Genomic DNA, 23254 nt, shown 5'->3' on the forward strand with positions numbered 1-23254 from the left:
ATTTAACCGCAAAGTTCGCAAGGGTTTTACGCAAAGCGCGCTAATTTATTTCTCGCAAAGACGCAGAGTCGCAAAGTTTTTCTTTTTTAAGTTTTTCTTTGCGACTCTGCGTCTTTGCGAGATTAGATAAAAAGCTTTGCGAACTTAATAAACTTAGTTTGAAACAACTCAACAAAACTTTGCGAACTCTGCGTAAACCTTAGCGACCTTTGCGGTTAAATTAAGCCCAGCACTTTCAATCTAAACAATTTTTACTACTTTTAAACGTTTTTATTTAATACTATTACAAAACTCAGAATCAAAATGACTTCTACGGATTCTTCAGATAAAAAGAAATCTCTATTAATATCTACGGCAATTTATGCTGTATTACTGTTGCTTTTATTTTTCATTCGCTTTTGGCCTCCTTATAATCCTGAAAACAATGTTGCACTTGCAGAAGGTGGCGGCGGTGGCGGTGTAACGGTAAATTTTGGAGACAGTGATTTAGGTTCTGGAGCAAATTATAAAAGTGAAGTTCTGGAAGTAAAAAATCAAGCCAAACAAGCTCCTGCAAAAGCAACTCCAGACGAAGCTATCATTACGCAAGAAAACACAAATGATGATAATGACGTTGTAATTCCGACGAAAGAAAAACCTAAAAAAGCAACTCCGGTTGTTAAACCTGAAGTAAAACCTGTACCTCAAAAACCAAAAGTTTCGAATTCTACAAATGATGCTTTATCGAGCATTCTAAAAGGATCAAACAAAGGCGGCGATGGCGATGATAAAGTTGCAGGAAATAAAGGAAAAGCAAACGGAAGTTTAGGATCTAGCGGTTATTATGGCACTGGAGGTTCTGGTGGCGGAACTGGCGGAGGAAACGGGACAGGAAATGGTATTGGCACCGGAAGTGGTTACGGAGCCGGAAGCGGCGGTGGTTCTGGTGGCGGATCTGGATATTCTCTTGGAAACAGAAAAGCACTATCTAAACCTGCACCAAAATATACTTGTGACGAAGCCGGAAAAGTGGTTGTAGAAGTTACAGTTGACCAAAACGGAAAAACAATTAGCGCAACACCAGGAATAAAAGGAACAACAAATACAGCAAAATGTTTACTGGATCAGGCAAAAATTGCAGCAATGAATACTAGATGGGATGCTGACAGTAATGCTCCAGCCAAACAAGTTGGTAAGATTATCTATAATTTTAGTTTAGATTAAAACACGAATTGCACGGATTTACACCAATAGAAAAAGGCTTTCTGGAATATTTCAGAAAGCCTTTTTTATTTAGTCTTCGCATTATAAGGCAATTTATTTTTTATATTACTTCATATTTCTGGCACTAAAGAATATAACCTTTTATTTAGCTGTCACTTAATACGAATTAAAATACCCGTTTCTTCAGTTTTTTCGATTTGGTTCCCGTATGTTTTTCTGTATTTCAAGTTTTCTGTATCTTTCTTATTTATCTCGAAGACAGTTGAACCTAAGTTTTTATACCAATGTTTTACTCCAATATATGACGAATCTTCTTTTTCATTTATATCTTTTATATAGTCATGCCCATTTTTAAGAATCATATCATTACAAACAAGTAAGATTCTTTCTGAACTTAAGCGAACCACTTTAAATTTTCCCTTTGTACTAGAACCACTTTTATATACACTCGTATAAGATTGATTATCCATATCAAAAATATAATCACTGTCTTTATTGAGATTTGTTTTATAAGTACCCGTCATTTTATCTTTTGAAGCGCAACTAATCATAAAAAAGCAAAAAAGAGCCAGTAAAAGTAAATTCTTCATAAATTAAGTCTTTAATTATAAAATTCTGCAGATTAATACGCATTATTTCTTCTCAATCGAAAGACAAAAATAACCAATTTCACGCTTAATTTGCTTTTTGTCGTGAGATTGCTTCGTTCCTCGCAAGGACAAATTGCTGCGTAAAGATTGTGTGTTTTTGCGTGAGGGATAGAAGCTTGCTACCGAAGTAGCGTGAATAGCCCGACAGCATTTAAGAAAAGGCCTAATGATCGCAACGAAACTTAGGCCTTTTTTTAAATGGTGGCACGCCCTAATGATAATTTTACTTTGCATTAAAACATGAATTTCACTAATTAATACAAATAGAAAAAGGCTTTCTGGAATATTCCAGAAAGCCTTTTTTATTTAGAAATTAATGTCTACAAATAATTTATTTCATTAATTCATATTCCTTGATACCAACAAAATTTTCAGTAAGATTAATTTCAGGTCTACCTAAAACGATTCCCATATTAACGGCACATCTTACAAAATATTCCTTTCCTTGTTCTATATTTATTTTTACTTCTTCTTTTGTTTCTAATACTCCGTAGAAAGTCTGTGCTCCAAATTTCTTTGTTTTATAGGCAAACTTCTCTCCGTTTCTTAATCTTCCAACAATAGAATCATTTACATCTTTAATTTTATATCCTAACAAACCTCCGGCTCCATTGCTTGGTCTGTAAAAATAAACTACTGCATAATCTGCATTTTCAGGAAGTCTTGATTTATTCTTTAAGCTTCTTTTTTGAGCCAATACAGATAAAGCTTCGGCATCTACATTTCGATATAATTTTGCTTTAATTCTATAACAGGTACTTCCAAAAGTACTCGGTTTTTTAAGTTCTGTAATTTTAATAATATTTGCTCCTGCATTTCTTGCTGCATTTGTAGCATCGGCAATAACTTTATCATAACCACAATCTGTTGTGAATCCTGAGTCTCCAATTTTTAAATCTCCAATAAGATCGGAACTATTTGGTACTTCTTCTTTTTCATCAAGAACAATTATTGGACTACTATTTTCTAGTTTCTGAAAATTTTTATTTACTATTTTCGTCGAAACACTAGTTGAACAACTAACTAACAATATGGATGTGACAATTAAAAAAACTAATCTCTTCATTTTTTAAATTAAAGCTTTTAATACATTAAACAATTATTTGATAACACGAACCTACTTCGGACTTGTAGCAATAACAAACTTCAAGTTGTTCTTCACTCCTATTTGCAGTACATCTACTAAATCCTGAACTTGTAAGTTAAACGGAATTCGAACGACAACGGTTTGCTGTTTATCGGCTCCAATTTTTGACATTAAAGTCGTTTCGAGAGCGTCAAATTCAACTGGTTCTTTGTCGATGTAGAATTTTTTATCTTCGGTAACGGATAAACTTATTAGTTGCTTGTTTGTTTTTTCATTTGATTTCGCTTTTGGCAAAGTCATTTTGATAACATTAGGATTTGCAAGTGTTGAAATAATTAAGAAAAACAACAGCAAGAAAAACATAATATCACTCAATGATGAAGTTGCTACTTCGGCATGAAATCTTCTTTTTCTTTTAATAGACATAACTTACGATCTTTGAATTATGTTTACAAATTCTAGTATTTGTTTCTGAATTTTTAAAGCAAAATCATCAATTTTTCCGTTTAATAAATGGTAAGCGCTATAAGCGATAATACCAACAATAAGTCCTGATCCGGAACTAATCATTTTCTCGTATAAACCTCCGGAAATGTTTCCGATACTGATATTTTCTGTAACCGAAATACTGTAGAAAATCTTGATAACTCCAGAAATTGTTCCAATAAAACCAAGTGTTGGCGCGATACCGGCAATTAATCCAAGGTGACCTAAACGGCGTTCCATTTCTCCAATTTCGATATCGGCAGCACGATCCATGTTGGATTCGATTTCGGCAATTGGTCTTCCAATAACCAGAACTCCTTCTTTCAGGATATTTCCTGCTGCAGTATTACTTCTTTCTACAATTGTTCTTGCAAGTTCGATATTACCAGAATTTAGCTTATCGCCAACATCCTGCATTAATCTGCTGTCAATTTTTGAAGCTTTACTGATGTATAAATAACGTTCTATGATTACATAAAAAGTATAGAATAGTAAGATGGCAATTGGAATCAGGAAAAAACCTCCTTTTAAGATAAATCCTAAAACTGAGATTTCGGTATTTGGAGCAATTTTTTCAATAACTACGTTAGAAGCGGCGTTTGCAATGGTATCTGTTTGTACTTGTATAAAACTAAACATACATTAATTCTGGTTTTTAATAATTAATTCTAAAAAATATTTGAAATTTGCAATAAAGATAATTTTCGCTGTAATATAAAACTAAAAAAAACGAAAATTATTTCAATCAACAACACTTTTATCCAAAATAAATGAACTATCAGGAAACTACCAATTGGATGTTTAATCAACTCCCAATGTACCAACTACAAGGCGCTTCGGCATACAAAGAAGATTTGACCAATATTAAGTTGCTGGCAGCACATCTTGATAATCCTCAAAATGGGCAAAAATACATTCACGTTGCAGGAACCAACGGCAAAGGATCTACTTCGCATATGTTGGCTTCGGTTTTGCAGGAAGCGGGATATAAAGTTGGATTATACACTTCGCCACATTTAAAAGATTTTAGGGAAAGAATTAAAATCAACGGCGAAGAAATATCAGAAGATTTTGTTTGTGAATTTGTCGCAAAACACAAAGATTTTTTTGAAGCCAATGATATGAGTTTCTTCGAAATGTCTGTTGGTTTAGCCTTTGATTATTTTGCTTCAGAGAAAACAGATATCGCGATTATTGAAGTTGGCCTTGGCGGAAGACTTGACGCTACCAATATTATAACGCCATTGGTTTCTGTGATTACAAACATCGATTTAGATCATACTCAGTTTCTTGGAAATACTCCGGCATTAATCGCTGGCGAAAAAGCCGGAATTATAAAACCTAATGTTCCGGTTGTTATTGGTGAATATACTGCGGAAACTCAACCTGTATTTTTGGCTAAAGCCGAAGAAAACAAAGCGCCAATATATTTTGCTTCAGATTTGATTTCCGAAGTTTATCCGTCTGATTTAATTGGAGATTATCAATTTCATAATAAGAAAACGGTTCAGGAAACTATTACTGTTCTAAATTCTCAAAATGAATTTAAAGTTTCAAACGAAAGTCTAAAAACTGGTTTATTGAACGTTGTAAAAAATACAGGTTTACAAGGAAGATGGCAGCAATTGGGAGAAAATCCGAAAATCGTTTGTGACACCGCACACAACAAACACGGATTGGCTGTTGTGATGAACCAAATTAAAAATGAAACTTTTGAGAATCTTCATATTGTTCTTGGAGTTGTAAACGATAAAGACTTGGATTCTATTTTGCCTCTTTTTCCTAAAAAAGCGCAATACTATTTCTGTAGTCCAAATTCTTCGAGAGGTTTAGGCGTTGAAATCTTAAAGGAAGCTGCCAAAAGTCACGATTTATTGGGAGAGAAATATGATTCTGTAGTCGAAGCTTTTACTGCTGCGAAGGAAAATGCTGCTCAAAATGATTTTATCTACGTTGGCGGAAGTACTTTTGTTGTTGCCGAATTGCCATCAAACTAACGGATTTTTAAATTGTCTGAAAAAGACTAAAAAAACTTCTTTTATAATAAATTCAATTACAACGAGATAGGAAAAACTTTAAAAAAACTTTAAATTTTTAGCATCTTTTGTTTGCAGAACTGAAAAAGTGGCTTATATTTGCACTCGCAATCACAAACGATAGCAATCTAGTAAAATAGGGCGATTAGCTCAGCTGGTTCAGAGCACCTCGTTTACACCGAGGGGGTCGGGGGTTCGAACCCCTCATCGCCCACCAAGAAACTCCTTAAGAAATTAAGGAGTTTTTTTATACCATTTTCGAATAGTACGCACGAAGTTAGAGATGTTTCCACGGTATTTCACAATAACACTTCGCAGAATTGAGTAAAGAAATAATAATTAGTCTAGTTCAAAATTTCTTCTAATTTATCCATGACTTTCAGAGAATAACTGTAAAACTCACTTTCTTTTCTTAAACCTGTACGCTCCATATATTCTTTATTATTTTCATAATTCACATCTTCTTGATCGAATATTACTTGATAAAGAACTTCATGTCTTTTTACAATTCCTATGAAACTATCTATAATTTCAGCGACACGTTTATCATTCTCTTTGACTTTTGTGTAGTATTTCAAATCATTAATATTCTTTCTCCATTTCTGGAAAAACTCCTCTCTTAGATCATACAATTCGTTATATATCTCTTCCCAATTTTCTTCTTCCATAATATCGCATATTAGTTTAAAAAGGTTTTTGACCACCATATCTTTTTTTTAATTCTTCAAAAACTTTTACAATATAAATACTAATATTTTTTTCTTTATATTCTTCAATTAATTGATTAGCTTCTAATAGATTTTCAGCAAATGTTTTTTTATTTAATTCACAAATATAATTAACCGCATTAATCATGAAAGTTTCCGCTAATATATCAGCAATTTTTTTTGACAATGTATCATAGAATTCCTCTGGGCCAACAATTATTTTAGATGATTTATCTGTAATAGAATTTACGCAATCTCCAAATAAGCGCACATCTTCATTTTTTAACTCTTCTGTAAATAATAGTATTATTGCTTCACAGAAATAAAAAATGTATGGATTTTTTATATCGTTAGAGGTCGCAATAAATTTACTTTTTTCCGAATATTTATTAAAGTTGATTAAAATTCTAAATTCTTCGATTCCATATTCTCCTTTCGTATCATGATTATATAAAAAGTCATTTAGAAACTTTTTAATTTTCAACAAATCTTTTTCCTCAAGATAGCTATCATTATCTTCAATTTTATAAACACAACAAAATCGAAATATAATTGAGTAAAAATATGCTTGAATCTCAATATTTGAGACTTTTTGAGGTTCAAATATTTCAAAATTCAGACTTGAATCATAGTACTTAAAATTACTCAGGTATTTTTGGTTTCTAAATTTTTGTAAAAATTCAGATGCAAATTTTGATTCTAAAGTGGCTAATTTTTTTTCACAAACTTTGCATAAAATATAATCTCTCTTATAATCGTTTGGTTTAATTTCTGTCGAAGTATTTTTAAGATTGTCTCTTCCGAAATAAACATTTATTTGTGCATTTTTAGAATCAATATTGTATGATTCTTCTTTGTAATGCGCACCTACGCAATTTTTGATTAAACTAGCTGGTATTAAATGAGAACCAACTTCATTAGCAATTTCATCACATATTATACATTTCATTTTTCAGGACTATTTGGCAATAAATTATAACAAGCATAAAACAACATTACTACATCTTTTTTTAGTTCGTTTTACGAAATAATTTGATTTTTCTTTAAACGAATATAAGAAATATTTTTACTACAAAATATTAACTTTTTTTGAAATAGAAATAAAAACCGTATCTCACAATTTCAAACCTGTTTTTTACCAATTGGGAAATTTCTGAGAAATTTTAAATATCTTTGAACTATGAGCACACTAATAAAACCAAATCACATAGGGCGAAAAATTAGCCGTATTCGTGAACTTCGAGATATGAAACAAGAAGCTTTGGCGCAAGCTTTAGGAACAAGTCAACAAACTGTTTCGGCTATTGAAAACAGTGAAACTATTGATGATGAAAAACTTGCCGAAGTTGCAAAAGCATTAGGTGTAACAGTAGAAGCAATTAAAAATTTTTCGGAAGAAAATATGATTAATTTTTTTAATACTTTTAATGATGCTGTAAATAATAGCCACTTTGCAAGCACTAACTACAACTGTACTTTTAATCCTCTTGATAAAGTTGTAGAACTTTACGAACGTTTAGTTCAATCCGAAAAAGAAAAAGTTGAATATCTGGAAAAAATAATAAAAGGGAAATAACCTTTTAGAAAAGCAAAAACTCCTTAAGAAATTAAGGAGTTTTTTATTCACGTCTTTTCTAGAAAAGTAAATTCAGATAAAAGAAACCAAAACGCATCTTACTGAATGTATTACTTTTTCTTCCATTTTTGATTAAATCTCAATTCTGCTAGTTTTTCATAAAGAATTTTTAATCCATAAGTTCCAATCATTCCATAGTCACTGATCATTTTCACTTTGCCATTATTAAACGTTATTTTCAAATATCCAGTTTGGTCATCAGTATGCATTACATAATATTCTTTGTTTAAATTTTCAAAATCACAATAATTTAAAAGTTCTTCTAATTTATCAAATTCTACTTTACTGATTTTTGTCGAAAAAACACCTTCTTCTTTACCATAACCAACATCGTCTTTTTTATTGAAGTTATAATATTGAGCATTAAATACTGATAAGGAATCCCGATTTAATGTTAGTTTATAAACTGGGCAAGAACCAAAACAACCGGAAGTTCTAAATTCAATTTTGGTAATTTTATTCTTTTTTGGATTTTCATTGTATTCGATAAAATCTCCAAATTTAAAAGTCAAAATAGCTTTTGAATCTGCATATTTCTTTTTTTTCTCATCCACTAATTTCTGTTTATGAATAACTAAGAAAGGCTGAGAATTTATATATTCAACTTTTGGGACAATTGGGCTTTCGAATTCTTTATCAATATGAAAAATTTTTGGTTTATTTTTCCCATTATTCATTAATACGATTGGTGAAAAACTACATGATTCTTCCCCTTCAATTCCCGGTCTAAAACTTATACAATCATGATTGTCTCCAATAGCAAGCAAATCAGTGTAACCATCATTATTAAAATCAGCTTTTGTGTAAAATGTTTTGACATTAAGTTTATTTGCTAAAATCTTATTTACGCTATCATAACTATTACTTCTGTTAAAATCCTGAAGCTTTTTTAATTCATATTTCTTGTAATTTGTATCACTTTTTCGAATGAAGTTTTCTATTTCTGATTTAGTTTTTAGTCGATCTATTTCTGATTGGACAATTGGAGTTTGGACAAAAGGGGTTTTGATTACGGGAGTTTGGACAGATTCAGTTTCTTTTTTACAGGATGCGAAAACTAATAGAATTAAAAATAGCTTTATGATTTTCATTTTTACGTTTTTATTAAATATCCTGTCTAAACTATTATGCTTTGCAAAATATGTCGGATTTTACTTTGTACGAATATAATAAATTACAACTAATTAAAAATCGAGCGTACAATCTCTACAAATAATCATATCCAGAAAGTCTAGATTATTAAATCAAATATTGAAGAGATTCCAAAAAAAAGCAATAAATTACATCAATAAAATAACAGCCTATATTAATTCAAACATCACAAATGGAACAACAAAAACAATGGTCAATCGATGAAATTCAAAAAATATGGCAATTGGCTTCAAAATTACACAACGGACAAAAATATGGTGGTTTTAGTGATGGTGAACAAGTTGAGTATCTAAATCATATTGGAAGTGTTGTCTTTGAGGTTTTAAATGCAATTCAACACACAGAAAACATCAATTCTGATTTAGCAATTAAATGTGCAATACTTCATGATACGATCGAAGACACAGCAATTACATACGAAAAAGTAAAGGCTCTTTTTGGTCATGAAGTTGCAAGTGGAGTTCTTGCGCTAACGAAAAATGACAAAATTGAAGGATCGCTTGAAAAAATGCTAGATAGTCTGAAACGAATTAAAGAACAGCCAATCGAAATTTGGGCTGTAAAAATGGCGGACAGAATTACAAATCTATACGAACCTCCGTTTTACTGGAAAGACGAAAAAAAGTTACTATATATGGAAGAAGCCGAAATTATCTACGACGAATTAAAAGATGGAAATAAATATTTGGCGGGAAGATTAAAAACAAAAATTAAAGAATATAGCCGTTTCCTGACTACGTCTCAAATTAATTAGCATTCATATTTTATAAAAATCACAAAAAACTCCTTAATTTCTTAAGGAGTTTTTGTATCTAAAATATGGTTTATAAATCTTAGAGATTATTTCAAACCTCGCGCTTTTAGGATATTTTCTAATTCCTTATCATCATATTTTGATTTATTAACTAATTTGTAAATAAGAAATAAAGGTATTAACGTTAGAAAACCCCAAGTGTTTTTTGCAACGCTGTAAACTACAATTCCTACTAGAAATCCAATTAAGAAAGCATTAGTTATAGAAGTTGATTTCCTTTTTTTTGCTTCCTGCAACAATTCCTGATCCGTTAATTCTGATAGTATTTTTTTCTCCATTTATATTATTTGGTTTTGGTTATCTAAAATAAGTGGCTTTTGTTCCAGCTAATATAAAAAATATTATTTCTACAATTAGTCCTTTCTCGATAGTTTTACTAATCTGACCATTTGATAAATAGCGTGATTTTTCAAAGACAATGATCTTGCAATTTCCGGAATGCCTTGCATATGTACTTCGCACAAATAACCAAACTCGAGTTCAGAAACTATTTTAGCATGTACTGAGATTATTTCGCTTATTTCGTTGCTTCTTTCCGGCACTTCTACATATACTAAATAAAAACCTTCTGAGTAATCTAACGGGTTTGCTATATGTTGCAGCAAAGCATTATAATCCTTGTTTTCCATGTTAATCGATGGTTTTAGTTTTGAATATTATAATTAAGCCGGTTCCCAAAGTTCTATTTTATTGTCATCGGCATCGAGAATATGCACAAATTTTCCGTAGTCATAAGTTGCAATATCATCCAGTATTGTTACGCCGTTTTCTTTAAGTTTAGCTACAAGTCCTTCGATATTCTGAACTTGATAATTAATCATAAATTCTTTTTTGGATGGAGAAAAATATTCGTCTCCTTTTTTGAAAGGACTCCACTGAAGTGAATTTACTTTGTCTGGATTATTAATATCTCGGGATTCAAAAGTCGAACCCCAATCATTGGTTTCCAACCCAAGATTTTTAGAATACCATTCTTTTGTTTCTTTTGGATTGTCTGAAAAAAAGAAAATACCTCCAATTCTGGTAACTTTTGGTGTTGTATTGTTTGGCAAATTTGAATCTTCCATATTTGGTTGTTTTTTAGTTGTCTATCTACAAATTTAAGAACTATTATAATCGATCTGATGATTAATTAAACTTTTGATTTGATTTAAAAAAAAAACTCCATTATCGCTAATGGAGTTTTCAAAATTCTATTTTGTCTTTTTACATTTTATAAAAAAGAACGGGAAGCTTTCGTCTAATTCTATGATTTCAAATAATCCAAATTTATCAAACTCCTTATAAACTGATTCTTTATCATAAAAAAACATTTTAACTCCCTCAAATATTTCGTAGCGATCCTTGCTAATAAACTTACCCTTGCCATATGTCTGGGCTTCTTTTGTAATTGCTGTAAAAATCATAAAACCATTCTCTGACAATTGATTATAACAATCCCGAATCAGTTTTTCTCTTTCTGCACTATCTAATAAATGAATTAATGCATAACAAAATATTCCATCATAGTGGTAATTATCAAATGGCATATCGGTCACAGAACCATGATGAATTTTTAAATCTGATCCGTAATGTTTTGCTGCAAGATCAATCGCCGTTTTTGATATCTCAATTCCTGTTACAGCAATTCCGTTCTCTTTAAAGACTTGTGCATTTCTTCCGTAGCCTATTCCGGGAATTAGAATGTTTTTTACTAAATTCTCAACAAAAAAATCCTTTGCCAATATTGTCGATTTTGAAGGTTCAAGCCCCCACATTTCTTGTTTTTCAACAAAGTTTTTTTCCCAGAATTCTGCCATGATACTATTCTTTTTATTTATTCCTTTTATTTTCGAAAAACCTTAAAACAGCTTATTCTTTCAAATTTTAAAACATACGTCAATTACCACGGACTAACTTCTGATTCATCATCAATATCATTACTGAAAAATTTTCCTGTTGGCGCTTTATCATCCGTAACGGTATGTTTAATAATAAAACTTGCTGCACTTTCTACAGTTCCCGGACCTGAATGATGATTAAAATCTGTGGAAGTATAACCCGGATCGATTGCATTTACCTTAAATGGTAAATCTTTCAACTCATACGCCAATCCAATCGTAAAAGCATTCAGCGCCGCTTTTGAAGTCACATAACTTGTTGCTTTAAAATTATAATATTTCCAATTAGGATCACTGTGTAATGTCAGAGATCCAAGTCCTGAAGTTATATTACTAATTCTTGGACTTTCTGATTTTTTAAGCAATTCGAGAAATGCCTGAGTAACACTAATAACGCCATAAAAGTTTGTATCAAATACATGTTGAATATCCGCAATTGCTGTCGTTGAAGCGCTCTGAGGAAATTCTCCACTTATTCCGGCATTGTTAATCAGAATATCTAATTTTCCTTTTTCGCTTTCTACTATATTTTTTGCAGCCAAAATTGTATCCGGATTTGTAACATCAATTTGAATCGCTTTAATATTTTCGAATCCGTTTGCGTTTAGTTCTTTTACAACTGTGTTTCCTTTTTCAAGATCGCGCGTTCCTAAATAAACGAATAAACCTTTTTGCGAAAGTTGTTTTACCAATTCTAATCCTATGCTTCTATTTGCTCCTGTAATTAATACTGATTTCATTTTTTTTCTTTTTTAAATTATTTAAACAAAGGTCATTCGTTTAAAAACAAAATCATTTGCCATTTGGCAAAAAGCGATTTAACTGATATTTTTTCTGATTCGGCTCAAAGAAGATTGTGTAATTCCTAAATAAGACGCAACATAAGATAACGGAACTCGATTGATAACATTAGGAAAGTTTTTTAGAAATGTCAAATATCGCGTGGTCGCATCTTCTGCAACCAAAGTGCTTATTCTTTCCATTTTTTGTCTCAATGTTTTCGAAATAACTTTATGTACAATAGCGTCCCAGCCTACAATAGTATCTAAAAGTTCTTCCCAGTCTTTTTTAGAAAAAACCAATATTTTGCAATTTGTAATCGCCTGGACGTAAACATTTGAACAAATATCATTTTCAAAACTTTCCAGATCTACCACCAGATTGTTTTCAACGGGGAAATATTTGGTAATTTCTTCGCCTTTATTATTGTAATAACAAACGCGCATAACGCCTTCCAGTACAAACCCAACTTGTTGTGCAACTTTGCCTGCTTCTGAAAAATACGAATCTTTTGGAAGTTCTAATACGCTTGTTTTCTTAGAAATTAGCTCAATTTGCTGTTGGTTCAAATTCCCAAATTGCAATACATATTCTATAAATTCTTTCATACATGCAAGTTAGTGAAAGATATTAGGAGAGAATTTGTCATATGGCAAAAAAGTCAATTAAGGCTAATATTTATTTTTTATAAATCTGTTATTGATTGCAATTAGTAACAATCCAACGATAAAAAACAGAATTATCATAACACTAACATTCATAAAAACTTTTGTGTAACCTAGATTTGTCACATTCAAAAAAGGATAAGGATACCAATTTACAATTGATCCGCGAATTAAAGAATAAACTAAATAAGCCAAAGGAAAAAGAGTCCAATAAAGACCATTTTTCCAATTTAATTTTTCCTTTGGAGCAAAAATCAACCAATACAAAATGTATAAAATTGGATTTAAAACATGAAGCATATTATCAACAATCCATTGCAGTCCGGTTACAATCCAAATACCTCGCAAAACAACATTATAGACTACAGCAACAATAAATATATAAAGGGCTATTGCTGTTTGAACAGAATTACCAGAAAAAAATATTCCTGTTTTAGTTTGTGGTAAAAAGAATGAAAATGTAAGACCTATTGCAATTAATAAATTAGACAAAATAGTAAAATAGCTAAAAAAATTAGCTACAGTTCCTTCTGTAATACAAAGCTGTAAAACAACAGCGAGCCATGCAGAAAAAGCTGTTATTAAAACAAAAAACGTTCTTGTGCTTTGGCTGTTTTCTATACTATTCATATCTAAATTAATTCGTTTTTAAAGGTGTATTGTTTTTCACAAATCTATTGTTAACTAAAATACAAATTAAAATTATTGCTATTTCCTTTTCAACATTCTTTATTACTTGTCAAACTAAAAAACTTGAAATCTAGTTGTTTCCCAAAATTCAATACACCTTTAAAAATTTCTTAAATCCATTTGAATGCATTTTTGCTTATTGTAAATTAGCTTTTACGACAACCTCAAAATACGCAAACTATGAAAACGAAAATCATTTTTGCCGCTTTATTACTGGGTTTTGTAATATCGGCTTCAGCTCAAAAGAAAATCGAAGTTTCTGAATTGCCAAAACCGGCACAGGAATTTCTAAAAAAATATTTTAGCCACACGACAATTGATATCGCCAAAAAAGATGCAGAGCATGGCGAAAAAGGATATGAAGTCATTCTTAAAGATGGTACCGAAGTTGAATTCTGGAAAGATGGTTCTTATCGCGAAGTCGATGGCGATCATAAACCAATTCCAACCGAATTTATTCCTCAATCTATTAAAGATTATGTCGCAAAAAATTATCCAAACGAAAAAATCACACACATCGATTACGGACATAAAGATGTTGATGTCGACTTAACCAACAAAATTGACCTCGAGTTTAACAAAGATGGAAAAATTTTAAAAGGCAAAAAAGATTAAAACTAAAAACTCCAAAGTCATCTGATTTTGGAGTTTTTTATGTTTTGTATTTATATTCTTAATGAACCGCGAAATCCTCTGGCAGCATAATAAGAATCTGCTCCGTTGTGATATACAAAAACGGTATCATAACGGAAATCTGAAAAAATGGCGCCGCCCAATTTCCTGATATTTGCCGGAGTTTGAATCCAACTTGAAGTTTTGGCATCGAATTTACCCAATTGCTGAAGTTCGCGATATTGTTCTTCGGTCAGGATTTCGATTCCCATTTCTTCCGCCAAATTAATAGCGCTATTTGCAGGTTTATTTTCTTTCCTTTTTTCTAAAGCTTCGTGATCGTAACAAATGCTTCGGCGTCCTTTTGGACTTTCTGCTGAACAATCATAAAAAATATATTCTCCAGTTTTAGCATCAAAACCTACAACATCTGGTTCTCCTTCGGTTCTTTCCATTTCATCAAGTGACCAAAGTTTATCTGGATTTGCTTTTAGCTTTGCTTCAACTTTTGACCATTCAAGACCTTTATGACGTTGCATATTTTTTTCGAAACGAGTTTCTAAGACACTCAATAATTCTTCTTGCTGTTCTGCTGATAATTTATTTTGTTGACTCATATAATTCTGTTTTATGGAATCTTAAACCTGATTTTAATTCAAATTCTAATCTTTCAAACCTTTTCCGTTCAGAATATTTGCGATACTATTTTCTACTCTCGATTCTCTGGTTTTGGATTGTTTAGGTTGAGAAAAATATAATAAATAACCTCTTTGTCTGCCTGGAGTTAAGTCATAAAAAGCTTGTCTTAAATCGAGCATTTCGTCCAATTTCTTCTGAAACTCTTCTACAACTTCAAAATCAGTTGTCTTTTTAAGCGCGACTTTTAAGCCTGCTTTTTCTATTTCGATAGCCTGATAAATGTAGGTTTTCAAAATAGCTTTCTGCTCAATTATTTCTTTAAGATTAGTAAATCTAATTTGGCGTCCAGCTTGTACATTCTCACTTTGATGCACCAAAATATTGTCGGTATCTTTTAATAAAGCGCCTTTGAAAAATAAGAAGGCACAATATTCTTTGAAGGTATGAATCAAAACAACATTGTTTTTACCTAAAGTATAACAAGGACTTCCCCATTTTAATTCTTCGTTCAACTGACAATCAAGCGCAATTGCACGCAATTCTTCTTGTTCTTTTTGCCATTTTTCGGCTTTATCAAAATAAAAATCAACTTCAGGATTCATAGTATTTTATACTTTAAGTTCTTACTATGTATTAAAATTCATACGTTATGCTAAATTATAAAATCTTATGAAAGAGAAACTTAAATTTCAATTAATAATATTCAATTTCATATTTAGTTATTTCTTCTTCATACTCATTATCATAATAACATTTTCTTGCTTCTAAAATTAGATTGCCATTATCATCATAAAACTTTTCATTAGTTTCTTCCGTATTATTTCGGTCTTCAATGTAGTAAACTAATTTTCCGTTATCGTTAAAACTAAACTTCTCGCTTATTTTATTGAAACCATTGTTCATTGTTTTTTCAATCATATTACCTTTTTCGTCAAAAGAATATGCAAAATCAAGTTCCCGTTTATCATCCCAATCGGTATGAATTTCAAATGACATATGTTTAATCACCATTTTTAAATCATTATACTCGTAATGATCTCCGCTGACAAGCGCTATTGTACGTGAAGAAGACTCTTTATCATACTCAAATTCTTCTTGAAGTATTTTATTTCCAAATTCATCATATTCATAAATGGTTTCAGAATCCAAAAAATTCATAGCCAAAGGAATATCTATTGTTTTTCCGGAAATATCAACACGAAATGCTTTCATCATTTCGAAATATTCTTCAAAATACTGCAATTCGTCAGGATCATAATTCGTAACATCTCGCTTTCTAAAATATAGTGCTCTAATAAGCTCTTTTTTTTCGTTAAACTTTAGAATCTGCAAATATTCGAGAAGTCCATTACTATCATAACGTTTGGTATATTCATCATTACCAATCAAATTATAAAGAATTGTACTCTCAATTTTATCTTCTGAATCTAATGCTGTTTCAGATACTAGTTTTTGGTTTTTATCATATTTATAAAAACATTTAGATACATAATTTCCAATTCCGTCGTATTCTTCTTCGATTTTTTCTTCTTTATTTAATTTTTTCAGGTTTCTACCAACAAGAATTCCATCTGCATTAAATGTTTCCTTTAAAATGCTTTTGTTTTCGTACTTAAAAATCAGGATGGACTTTAAAGATCCGCTATAAAAATCATATTCTTCTTCTTTAATTAATTTTCCCTGAGCATCAAAATATCGAGCACCTTTAATTTTATCCTCTGCTATCTTTTTACAAGATTTTATTTTTTCATTCATATTTGATGTTATTCTAAGTTTTAGTCTTTTTCTCAGGTAAATAATGATGCTTAAAATCCTTAAAGCATTACGATAGTAAAGAATAGATCCATTGTCTTTTTATCTTAATTTATATTTCCTTCGTTAATCGATCCATTTCTTTTAGCAAAGTTGGCATTCTAAATTCGCCCGCCATTTTTTCTACTTTCTCAAAAGCATCTTCCAGTTCAATACCAATTGCGGTAACATACAGCGGTTTTTTGCTTTCGCCTCTAAACCAGCTTTTTTTGTCTTTTTCGATTGAAGCAAAATTTGTTTTCGCCACACCAATAATCGCAACTTCTTTATTTAGTTTTTCATATAAATGTCCGCCTAAACCGTATTTCTTTTCATCGTCCAGATAAACAAAACCATCAACTATAATGGCTTCAATATTTTTCAGATCAAATTTATCTAGAACACTAAGAATACAAGGCAATTCTCTTCGATAGAATTCTCCCGGAATATAATCTTCAACATTATCGATTATTTCTGTGTGAATTTTGAAGTTTTCACTTTGATTCCATTCTGTAAATTCAAGGCAAACGGTTTTTGCTTTTCCGTCGTAGTAATAAGTATCGAATGCTAATATCATAATTTTGGCATAATAGTATCGCCTACACTAAGTGTGTACGATAGTTTTGGATAAGAAAAATTCATAACGCTGTTTTCTTGTCCTCTTAATTTAAAAAATTCTTTTTGTTGATCTTCATCTGCTAATGTCAATAATTCTCCGCTAGAAAAATAAGGCAAATTGTCCTTAAATTGTATAAAAGTTTTTGATTTTCGAAAAGTAATCCCAAGCCATTTATTATCTGATTCTGATCGTTTTGGATTCGGAAGTGATTCTAAAATAATCTTATGATGAAACTTTGCATTAGCTTCTAATGAAAAAATCACAACTGAATTATGTGTCAATGAAATTTCAAATTCTTCATTGGTGATTCTGTCTTTGAGTTTTAGTTTTCGGATATTTTTCTCGATTAGTTTCTCCGGATTTTCATAACAGCTAAAAAGTCCGATATAAGAATCTGCTTCTAAATCTAAACATTGATCTGAATGATATTTCATTGTCGTATAATTACAATCGTATCTTTCTATAAGCGCATTATTGAATTCTAATCGCGGCAAATCATCCGTTATATCATTTATTGTTTCTACTAACTTATGATGAATCTCAGAAAAGTTTTGCGCCGGTATATTATACATTGTTGTTGTTCTCACTATTGGAACACCTTTGTCACTTACATCAACCAAATGATTCCCGATTCTTCCTTTGGCAACATCTTCAAATTCTGCAGAAAGTAATAATTCATCGAATAAGTTCTTTTCTATCGGAAGTGTAATTTTATAAAAATCTGACTTATTCATAGTTTCTTTTATGGTGTTTCAACTTAATATATTGGTTTTTCATAATCGCCTGAATTCATACTAAAGTGAATTTTTCCGTATTCTACTTTCTTTTCCGTACTATTTTCTTCGTAATATGAATTTCTCAAATCGACCATCATTTCCGGAGTCATTTGTTCTAATTTAACCAACTCATTATTTTCTTTAATATACGTTTGACCTTTCATATATACAGCTTCCAGATTTGAACATCGGGCAACATAACCCATTCTAATCGGGATTTGATCGACATTCAAAACCGATGGTTTAATTTCATGCGTGTATAATCTATTGGTAGAAAGCGGAATTAAAAAAGCCGAATTTGGATATAAGATAACCGTAAATTCTTTGTCTAAAGTATCGTCAATTACGGTGCTTTTTAACTTGAAATGAAGTCTCGTAAATCCGCTGCCTTTTTTATAACACCAATCGTATCGATCTTCTTTTGATGGCTTTAGTTTATCAAAATTAGATTGATCATAAAAAGTACAAAAAGCAATAAGACCATCTTTTGGCATATCCTTCGTTTTATCAGAATGTGCTTTTATTTTAGATTTTACTTCTTTTGCATTTTCTTCCGTTTTCATTTTATTCTCGTAAATCTGAACCAAAACATGATTGAGTTTTGTTTCTTCTTCAAAAGTATATTTCACGGCATCGTTTAATGCATTTATTATAGTATGATCTGCATTACGAAAATTATCTGTTGGTCCGGTAAAATTACTGGAACATCTCAAAAGGCGAAAATTTAATCTTTCGTCTTCGGTTTCTTCTTTTGAAACTTCAGTTAAATAAATTCCTGTTCTTAATGCAGTAGATTCTTTATTCGATTCTGTTAAATGCTGAAAAATATGTTCCGATTTGATCGTATTAAAATAATTATCTTCGTCAAACATCTTTCTGAAATAAACTCCGGCATTGCTTACCAAAATAGGAACTTTACCCAATTCTATTAGATGAATATTTTTTTCGTTTCGATTTTCATAATTTGTAGAAACTTCTTTGATTATGTATAAAGTATTATCATCATTCTGAAGTTGATTGATATCTCCACACACATAAATCTTTTTGTCGTCAAGCGAAGTTGTAACTTCAGAAAGATTGTTTACCACAATTCCGCAAAAATTGTCGATTAGATATTGAAGTTCCGAAGTTATTTCTACATTTTGTTTTAAAACAATTAAAATATTTTTGTCTTTAGAAATTTTATTTTCAAAAGGAGATGATGTCATTTTTATTGGAATATTTGGATAAGCTTTAGGTCTTTTTTACTTTTTTCTGCAATCAAAATTTTCATGTTTTTATTGCTGAACAACTTTTTATAATGGCTAATATAGAACTAATTTTATTACATTTCTTTTAGAAAAACAAAACTTAATCTTCAACCAAAGAAATCTCAAAAACAGTTTTTTCACCTTCATTTTTATGTGCAATATAACCGCCATGAGCTTCTATAATATTTTTAGAAAGTGTCAATCCAATTCCCGCACCTTCATTTCTGGTAGTGAAAAACGGCAGGAATATTTTGTTTTCGATTTCTTTTTCAATGCCATTTCCGTTATCAATAATCCTGATAAAAATGCGGTTTTCTTTGGCTTCCGCCGAAATTAAAATTTGTTTTTCTTCAATATTTTTCAAGGCATAAATGCAATTGGTAAGAAGATTAATCAAAACTTGCTCGATTTGTTGTGAATCAACATTTATCCAGCGTTTAAAAGAAATTTCGTTTACAACCTCAATCTTATTTTCCTTAAATAAGGGATTCATGATTTGTACACAATTGTCTATCAAATAATGTAATTCTATTTTTTCTTTTTTGGGAGAAGGAAGCATCGCCAACTTTCGATAACCTTCGACAAATTTTTGAAGATGATCGCTTCGTCTCAACATAGTTTCTACACTGGTTTTGACATCTTCTAAATCTTCAGCCGATAATGAATCTTGCTCGACCAAATCCTGCAAATTCTGACATATTGAACGAATTGGCGTTATGGAATTTAAAAGTTCATGCGAAATGACTTTCATCAAATTTACCCACGCATCTTTTTCTTTTTTCTCTACAACATTCTGAATCGAATCGAGCAAAACGATAAAATAATCTTTCTCGAATATCTCTGTTCTCGAAGCTTGCAAAACAAACGTTTGCATATTTTGTTCGTTTATCCGAATTTCTACCGATGTTTTTACTTCCTGAAAACCGTCTTCTTCAATAATCTCGCATAACGAAGGCAATTGATTTTTGAGATATTTCCATTTTGAAACTTTAGGAACATTAAAATGAGAAGAGAAATAATCGTTCAGCAAAAAAATATCCCAATCATTATCCTGCTTTTGTAAAATAATAATTCCGGTTTCGATATTATTTAAAATAGAACGGTAAATGATATCTTTTGAAACTTGCTCGTTTTGCTTATTTTTCAAAGTATCATATAAAAGGAACAAATCATTATAACTTTTATTGAATTTATGCTTTGTAAAATCCGAAGTAAAATCATTTTGCAAAATCGAAGCAATGGTTTTATCATAAAGCAAAACGAAATTTCGAACATAAAAATACATTTCTCTACCTAATAGAAAAACTATAAAAAGACCAAATACTGCGGTAAAAAGTAAACCTTCTTTAAAAAAATAAATAGAGATTTCTATTCCTGCCACAATAAAAATTAATCTCAAAAAAAGAAGTTTATAAGTCTGAAATGATTTAAACATATTAATTGATATTGATGTTATATTTCTCCAGACGACGATACAAAGAACCTCTTGACAACCCAAGTTCTTCGGCAGTTTTACTGATATTATTATTGTTTTTTACTAATGCTTTTTCTACCGCCGCTTTCTCAACTGAAGAAAGTTGAACATCATCCGGATTTTCTTCATACGTTGTAATCGTTTCTAAATCTAAATCAGAAACCGTGATTTTATTATTTTCACAAAGAATAACAGCGCGTTCTATTTTATTTTCCATTTCCCTGATGTTTCCATTCCAGGCATGTTTTTCTATTTGTTCCAATACTTTTTTATCAAAAGTAATTTCATCTCTTCCGTATTTTTCAATCATTTTATCCAGAAGATATTCAGCTAACGGAATTTTATCTTCGTTACGTTCGCGCAACGGAGGCAAAATAATTTCCATCGTATTGATTCTATAATATAAATCTTCTCTAAAACTTTTATCGGCAACTTCAAGTTTCAGGTTTAAATTTGTTGCCGTAATAATTCGAACATTCAAAGGTCTTGGTTTGGTTTCGCCCAATCTTGTTACGGTTTTGGTTTGAATAACCTGCAAAAGTTTAGATTGCAAATGCAGCGGAACATTCCCGATTTCGTCTAAAAAAATAGTTCCGTTTTGAGCCATTTCAAATCGTCCCGGCGTATCTATTTTTGCATCTGTAAAAGCACCTTTGGCATAACCGAATAATTCACTTTCGAAAATATTCGAGTTTAAAGATCCTAAATCAACGGCAATAAAAGGATTGTTTTTTCTTTCGGATTGACTAAAAATATGATGCGCCAAAACAAATTTTCCGGTTCCGTTTTCTCCAAGGATTAAAACATTGGCATCGGTTTTTGCCACTTTATCAGCCAGAGAATATGCTTTTTTTATAATCTCAGAAGTTCCAATAAAAAAGTTGTCTTCGACTGCAACATTTTTAATCTTCTTTTGGTCTTTTCGGGATTTATCAACGGCTTGTTTTACAGATTCAAGCAGCTTTTTATTTTCCCAAGGTTTTAGAATATAATCAAAAGCACCATTTTTTAAACCTTCAACCGCAGTGTCTACTTTTCCAAAAGCAGTCATTAAAATCACAACGGTTTTTGGCGAAAGCGTTTTTATTTCTTTCAATAAATACAAACCTTCTCTTCCGTCTTCAAAACCTATTCGATAATTCATGTCGAGCAAAACGACATCAATTGTTTTTTTAGACAATAATTCGACAATATTTTTGGGATTATTTAGCGTATAAATGTCTTCAAAATACTTTTTCAGGAACACTTTTGACGCAAAAAGTATGTCTTCCTGATCATCGATAATTAATATTGACGCATTTGTCTTTTTCATTTTTGTTCGGTTTTGGACGAAAGCTGTCCAATAATGGACACTTTAGATTTCTATTAAAAAATAAAAATTTAAAAATAAGGTAGTTACGATCTTTAAATTTTTGGCACGAAAATCACATTAAGACTAACAAATCAGCAAATATGTGAAACATTATTGTTGGTAAAAGTAACAAAAATAGACATTTATCGATTATATTGTCAATTATCTTAATCGGATGCGTTTCTGTTACTTCAACAATAAAATTATTGAGAAGAAAAATAACAATCTATAAAATAACAATCATGATCACAATCAAAAAACTATCAAAAATTTTCAGAACCGAAGAAGTAGAAACAAGTGCATTAAGCGAAATTTCATTAACGATTAATCAAGGCGATTTTATCTCAATTATGGGTCCATCCGGAAGTGGAAAATCGACTTTGCTAAATATCATAGGATTATTAGACAGCGCTTCTGGCGGAAGTTATGAATTACTAGGTCAGGAAATGATTGGTATTAAAGAAAAATTAAAATCGAAAGCGAGAAAAGAAAACATTGGATTCATTTTCCAAAATTTCAACTTGATTGATGAACTTTCTGTTTTTGACAATATCGAATTACCGTTGATTTACAATAATGTTCCATCATCCGAAAGAAAGAAAAAAGTAGAAGATATTGCAACTATTTTGGGTATTTCACATCGTTTGAAACATTATCCGCAACAACTTTCAGGAGGTCAGCAACAACGTGTTGCCGTTGCGAGAGCTTTGATCAACGACCCAAAAATTATTCTTGCCGATGAACCTACGGGAAATCTTGACAGCAGAAACGGAAATGAAGTAATGGAATTATTGACGGACCTTCATGCAAGCGGCGCCACAATTTTGATGGTTACGCACTCTGATTATGATGCTTCATTTTCGCAAAAAACGATTTTAATGAAAGATGGAATTATACTTTCAGAAAAAGTAAATAATAGAAATGTCGATGTTTTTGCAGTTACTTTAAATAATTAA

Annotated in this window: 28 protein-coding genes and 1 tRNA gene; 7 read left to right on the plus strand and 22 right to left on the minus strand. The window is 30.9% G+C overall.

The features are described from left to right. Window positions 1-303: 303 nt before the first annotated feature. Window positions 304-1203, plus strand: coding sequence for a hypothetical protein (locus CLU81_RS09705; RefSeq protein ID WP_099709609.1), 900 nt, complete (start codon window positions 304-306; stop codon window positions 1201-1203). A gap of 152 nt (window positions 1204-1355) precedes the next feature. On the opposite strand, the gene CLU81_RS09710 is transcribed toward CLU81_RS09705, so the two are convergent. The 4 genes from CLU81_RS09710 to CLU81_RS09725 all read right to left on the minus strand — a co-directional run bounded on the left by CLU81_RS09710 (window position 1356) and on the right by CLU81_RS09725 (window position 4065). Further along, window positions 1356-1793 (minus strand): hypothetical protein, encoded by a 438-nt coding sequence (locus tag CLU81_RS09710; protein ID WP_144444490.1) that lies wholly within the window; start codon window positions 1791-1793, stop codon window positions 1356-1358. A gap of 391 nt (window positions 1794-2184) precedes the next feature. Next, window positions 2185-2919: a hypothetical protein gene (locus CLU81_RS09715; protein ID WP_144444491.1), complete on the minus strand. Its 735-nt coding sequence runs from the start codon at window positions 2917-2919 to the stop codon at window positions 2185-2187. 51 nt (window positions 2920-2970) lie between these two features. Continuing rightward, window positions 2971-3366: a biopolymer transporter ExbD gene (locus CLU81_RS09720; RefSeq protein WP_089352007.1), complete on the minus strand. Its 396-nt coding sequence runs from the start codon at window positions 3364-3366 to the stop codon at window positions 2971-2973. Between the two features lie 3 nt (window positions 3367-3369). Then, entirely contained in the window at window positions 3370-4065 is a 696-nt protein-coding gene (locus CLU81_RS09725) for a MotA/TolQ/ExbB proton channel family protein (protein WP_099709612.1), read from the minus strand. A 131-nt stretch (window positions 4066-4196) separates the two neighbouring features. Here CLU81_RS09725 and CLU81_RS09730 point away from each other — a divergent pair, with 131 nt between their 5' ends. Together CLU81_RS09730 and CLU81_RS09735 are read left to right on the plus strand one after the other, a co-directional pair. Beyond that, on the plus strand, window positions 4197-5423 hold the full coding sequence (locus tag CLU81_RS09730; protein WP_099709613.1) for a folylpolyglutamate synthase/dihydrofolate synthase family protein: 1227 nt from the start codon (window positions 4197-4199) through the stop codon (window positions 5421-5423). Between the two features lie 178 nt (window positions 5424-5601). Beyond that, a tRNA-Val gene (locus tag CLU81_RS09735) sits at window positions 5602-5679 on the plus strand. A gap of 127 nt (window positions 5680-5806) precedes the next feature. Here the strand turns inward: CLU81_RS09735 and CLU81_RS09740 are convergent. Together CLU81_RS09740 and CLU81_RS09745 are read right to left on the minus strand one after the other, a co-directional pair. Then, window positions 5807-6130, minus strand: a complete 324-nt coding sequence (locus CLU81_RS09740; RefSeq protein ID WP_144444492.1) for a hypothetical protein — start codon at window positions 6128-6130, stop codon at window positions 5807-5809. A gap of 16 nt (window positions 6131-6146) precedes the next feature. Then, window positions 6147-7118 carry a hypothetical protein gene (locus CLU81_RS09745; protein ID WP_099709615.1) on the minus strand — a complete coding sequence of 324 codons (972 nt, stop codon included), beginning with the start codon at window positions 7116-7118 and terminating at the stop codon, window positions 6147-6149. Window positions 7119-7349: 231 nt separating this feature from the next. On the opposite strand from CLU81_RS09745, the gene CLU81_RS09750 reads away from it, so the two are divergent. Next, on the plus strand, window positions 7350-7745 hold the full coding sequence (locus CLU81_RS09750) for a helix-turn-helix domain-containing protein (protein ID WP_099709616.1): 396 nt from the start codon (window positions 7350-7352) through the stop codon (window positions 7743-7745). A gap of 110 nt (window positions 7746-7855) precedes the next feature. Here the strand turns inward: CLU81_RS09750 and CLU81_RS09755 are convergent, their stop codons facing one another. Continuing rightward, on the minus strand, window positions 7856-8896 hold the full coding sequence (locus CLU81_RS09755) for a DUF6438 domain-containing protein (protein ID WP_099709617.1): 1041 nt from the start codon (window positions 8894-8896) through the stop codon (window positions 7856-7858). A 233-nt stretch (window positions 8897-9129) separates the two neighbouring features. On the opposite strand from CLU81_RS09755, the gene CLU81_RS09760 reads away from it, so the two are divergent. Continuing rightward, entirely contained in the window at window positions 9130-9711 is a 582-nt protein-coding gene (locus CLU81_RS09760) for an HD domain-containing protein (RefSeq protein WP_099709618.1), read from the plus strand. Window positions 9712-9797: 86 nt separating this feature from the next. Here CLU81_RS09760 and CLU81_RS09765 read toward each other — a convergent pair whose 3' ends face one another. The 7 genes from CLU81_RS09765 to CLU81_RS09795 form a co-directional block, all read right to left on the minus strand. Further along, complete coding sequence (locus tag CLU81_RS09765; protein ID WP_099709619.1) at window positions 9798-10049, minus strand: FUSC family protein; 252 nt, start codon at window positions 10047-10049, stop codon at window positions 9798-9800. Between the two features lie 75 nt (window positions 10050-10124). Further along, on the minus strand, window positions 10125-10400 hold the full coding sequence (locus tag CLU81_RS09770; protein ID WP_099709620.1) for a hypothetical protein: 276 nt from the start codon (window positions 10398-10400) through the stop codon (window positions 10125-10127). Window positions 10401-10433: 33 nt separating this feature from the next. Next, window positions 10434-10838 (minus strand): VOC family protein, encoded by a 405-nt coding sequence (locus tag CLU81_RS09775; RefSeq protein WP_099709621.1) that lies wholly within the window; start codon window positions 10836-10838, stop codon window positions 10434-10436. Between the two features lie 126 nt (window positions 10839-10964). After that, the gene (locus CLU81_RS09780) at window positions 10965-11570 is read right to left on the minus strand and encodes a bifunctional 2-polyprenyl-6-hydroxyphenol methylase/3-demethylubiquinol 3-O-methyltransferase UbiG (RefSeq protein ID WP_099709622.1); all 606 of its coding nucleotides are present in this window, start codon (window positions 11568-11570) and stop codon (window positions 10965-10967) included. Between the two features lie 83 nt (window positions 11571-11653). After that, on the minus strand, window positions 11654-12391 hold the full coding sequence (locus CLU81_RS09785) for an SDR family NAD(P)-dependent oxidoreductase (protein ID WP_099709623.1): 738 nt from the start codon (window positions 12389-12391) through the stop codon (window positions 11654-11656). A gap of 78 nt (window positions 12392-12469) precedes the next feature. Next, window positions 12470-13039 carry a Crp/Fnr family transcriptional regulator gene (locus CLU81_RS09790; protein WP_099709624.1) on the minus strand — a complete coding sequence of 190 codons (570 nt, stop codon included), beginning with the start codon at window positions 13037-13039 and terminating at the stop codon, window positions 12470-12472. A gap of 63 nt (window positions 13040-13102) precedes the next feature. Continuing rightward, the gene (locus CLU81_RS09795) at window positions 13103-13726 is read right to left on the minus strand and encodes a Pr6Pr family membrane protein (RefSeq protein WP_099709625.1); all 624 of its coding nucleotides are present in this window, start codon (window positions 13724-13726) and stop codon (window positions 13103-13105) included. A gap of 240 nt (window positions 13727-13966) precedes the next feature. Between CLU81_RS09795 and CLU81_RS09800 the strand changes: the two genes are divergently transcribed. Then, complete coding sequence (locus CLU81_RS09800) at window positions 13967-14401, plus strand: PepSY-like domain-containing protein (RefSeq protein WP_099709626.1); 435 nt, start codon at window positions 13967-13969, stop codon at window positions 14399-14401. A 50-nt stretch (window positions 14402-14451) separates the two neighbouring features. On the opposite strand, the gene CLU81_RS09805 is transcribed toward CLU81_RS09800, so the two are convergent. The 8 genes from CLU81_RS09805 to CLU81_RS09840 form a co-directional block, all read right to left on the minus strand. Next, the gene (locus CLU81_RS09805; protein WP_099709627.1) at window positions 14452-15015 is read right to left on the minus strand and encodes a DUF4256 domain-containing protein; all 564 of its coding nucleotides are present in this window, start codon (window positions 15013-15015) and stop codon (window positions 14452-14454) included. A 45-nt stretch (window positions 15016-15060) separates the two neighbouring features. Continuing rightward, a complete protein-coding gene (locus tag CLU81_RS09810; RefSeq protein ID WP_099709628.1) occupies window positions 15061-15639 on the minus strand; it encodes a YdeI family protein in 579 nt (192 codons plus the stop codon). 91 nt (window positions 15640-15730) lie between these two features. After that, window positions 15731-16792, minus strand: a complete 1062-nt coding sequence (locus CLU81_RS09815) for a hypothetical protein (protein WP_099709629.1) — start codon at window positions 16790-16792, stop codon at window positions 15731-15733. A gap of 109 nt (window positions 16793-16901) precedes the next feature. Then, window positions 16902-17405 (minus strand): endonuclease V, encoded by a 504-nt coding sequence (locus CLU81_RS09820; protein WP_099709630.1) that lies wholly within the window; start codon window positions 17403-17405, stop codon window positions 16902-16904. Next, window positions 17402-18181 carry an alpha-ketoglutarate-dependent dioxygenase AlkB gene (locus CLU81_RS09825; protein WP_099709631.1) on the minus strand — a complete coding sequence of 260 codons (780 nt, stop codon included), beginning with the start codon at window positions 18179-18181 and terminating at the stop codon, window positions 17402-17404. The genes CLU81_RS09820 and CLU81_RS09825 overlap by 4 nt, the downstream gene beginning before the upstream one ends. 23 nt (window positions 18182-18204) lie before the next feature. After that, window positions 18205-19431, minus strand: a complete 1227-nt coding sequence (locus CLU81_RS09830) for a hypothetical protein (protein ID WP_099709632.1) — start codon at window positions 19429-19431, stop codon at window positions 18205-18207. 142 nt (window positions 19432-19573) lie between these two features. After that, window positions 19574-20908 carry a PAS domain-containing sensor histidine kinase gene (locus CLU81_RS09835; RefSeq protein ID WP_099709633.1) on the minus strand — a complete coding sequence of 445 codons (1335 nt, stop codon included), beginning with the start codon at window positions 20906-20908 and terminating at the stop codon, window positions 19574-19576. A 1-nt stretch (window position 20909) separates the two neighbouring features. Further along, the gene (locus CLU81_RS09840) at window positions 20910-22259 is read right to left on the minus strand and encodes a sigma-54 dependent transcriptional regulator (RefSeq protein ID WP_099709634.1); all 1350 of its coding nucleotides are present in this window, start codon (window positions 22257-22259) and stop codon (window positions 20910-20912) included. Window positions 22260-22540: 281 nt separating this feature from the next. Here CLU81_RS09840 and CLU81_RS09845 point away from each other — a divergent pair, with 281 nt between their 5' ends. Then, complete coding sequence (locus CLU81_RS09845) at window positions 22541-23254, plus strand: ABC transporter ATP-binding protein (protein ID WP_099709635.1); 714 nt, start codon at window positions 22541-22543, stop codon at window positions 23252-23254.

The organism is Flavobacterium sp. 9 (genome assembly GCF_002754195.1).
Taxonomy (GTDB): domain Bacteria; phylum Bacteroidota; class Bacteroidia; order Flavobacteriales; family Flavobacteriaceae; genus Flavobacterium.

Coding starts and splice junctions, on each gene's coding strand:
- CLU81_RS09705 (WP_099709609.1), top strand. CDS start 304: ATGACTTCTACGGATTCTTCAGATAAAAAGAAATCTCTATTAATATCT.
- CLU81_RS09710 (WP_144444490.1), bottom strand. CDS start 1,793: ATGAAGAATTTACTTTTACTGGCTCTTTTTTGCTTTTTTATGATTAGT.
- CLU81_RS09715 (WP_144444491.1), bottom strand. CDS start 2,919: ATGAAGAGATTAGTTTTTTTAATTGTCACATCCATATTGTTAGTTAGT.
- CLU81_RS09720 (WP_089352007.1), bottom strand. CDS start 3,366: ATGTCTATTAAAAGAAAAAGAAGATTTCATGCCGAAGTAGCAACTTCA.
- CLU81_RS09725 (WP_099709612.1), bottom strand. CDS start 4,065: ATGTTTAGTTTTATACAAGTACAAACAGATACCATTGCAAACGCCGCT.
- CLU81_RS09730 (WP_099709613.1), top strand. CDS start 4,197: ATGAACTATCAGGAAACTACCAATTGGATGTTTAATCAACTCCCAATG.
- CLU81_RS09740 (WP_144444492.1), bottom strand. CDS start 6,130: ATGGAAGAAGAAAATTGGGAAGAGATATATAACGAATTGTATGATCTA.
- CLU81_RS09745 (WP_099709615.1), bottom strand. CDS start 7,118: ATGAAATGTATAATATGTGATGAAATTGCTAATGAAGTTGGTTCTCAT.
- CLU81_RS09750 (WP_099709616.1), top strand. CDS start 7,350: ATGAGCACACTAATAAAACCAAATCACATAGGGCGAAAAATTAGCCGT.
- CLU81_RS09755 (WP_099709617.1), bottom strand. CDS start 8,896: ATGAAAATCATAAAGCTATTTTTAATTCTATTAGTTTTCGCATCCTGT.
- CLU81_RS09760 (WP_099709618.1), top strand. CDS start 9,130: ATGGAACAACAAAAACAATGGTCAATCGATGAAATTCAAAAAATATGG.
- CLU81_RS09765 (WP_099709619.1), bottom strand. CDS start 10,049: ATGGAGAAAAAAATACTATCAGAATTAACGGATCAGGAATTGTTGCAG.
- CLU81_RS09770 (WP_099709620.1), bottom strand. CDS start 10,400: ATGGAAAACAAGGATTATAATGCTTTGCTGCAACATATAGCAAACCCG.
- CLU81_RS09775 (WP_099709621.1), bottom strand. CDS start 10,838: ATGGAAGATTCAAATTTGCCAAACAATACAACACCAAAAGTTACCAGA.
- CLU81_RS09780 (WP_099709622.1), bottom strand. CDS start 11,570: ATGGCAGAATTCTGGGAAAAAAACTTTGTTGAAAAACAAGAAATGTGG.
- CLU81_RS09785 (WP_099709623.1), bottom strand. CDS start 12,391: ATGAAATCAGTATTAATTACAGGAGCAAATAGAAGCATAGGATTAGAA.
- CLU81_RS09790 (WP_099709624.1), bottom strand. CDS start 13,039: ATGAAAGAATTTATAGAATATGTATTGCAATTTGGGAATTTGAACCAA.
- CLU81_RS09795 (WP_099709625.1), bottom strand. CDS start 13,726: ATGAATAGTATAGAAAACAGCCAAAGCACAAGAACGTTTTTTGTTTTA.
- CLU81_RS09800 (WP_099709626.1), top strand. CDS start 13,967: ATGAAAACGAAAATCATTTTTGCCGCTTTATTACTGGGTTTTGTAATA.
- CLU81_RS09805 (WP_099709627.1), bottom strand. CDS start 15,015: ATGAGTCAACAAAATAAATTATCAGCAGAACAGCAAGAAGAATTATTG.
- CLU81_RS09810 (WP_099709628.1), bottom strand. CDS start 15,639: ATGAATCCTGAAGTTGATTTTTATTTTGATAAAGCCGAAAAATGGCAA.
- CLU81_RS09815 (WP_099709629.1), bottom strand. CDS start 16,792: ATGAATGAAAAAATAAAATCTTGTAAAAAGATAGCAGAGGATAAAATT.
- CLU81_RS09820 (WP_099709630.1), bottom strand. CDS start 17,405: ATGATATTAGCATTCGATACTTATTACTACGACGGAAAAGCAAAAACC.
- CLU81_RS09825 (WP_099709631.1), bottom strand. CDS start 18,181: ATGAATAAGTCAGATTTTTATAAAATTACACTTCCGATAGAAAAGAAC.
- CLU81_RS09830 (WP_099709632.1), bottom strand. CDS start 19,431: ATGACATCATCTCCTTTTGAAAATAAAATTTCTAAAGACAAAAATATT.
- CLU81_RS09835 (WP_099709633.1), bottom strand. CDS start 20,908: ATGTTTAAATCATTTCAGACTTATAAACTTCTTTTTTTGAGATTAATT.
- CLU81_RS09840 (WP_099709634.1), bottom strand. CDS start 22,259: ATGAAAAAGACAAATGCGTCAATATTAATTATCGATGATCAGGAAGAC.
- CLU81_RS09845 (WP_099709635.1), top strand. CDS start 22,541: ATGATCACAATCAAAAAACTATCAAAAATTTTCAGAACCGAAGAAGTA.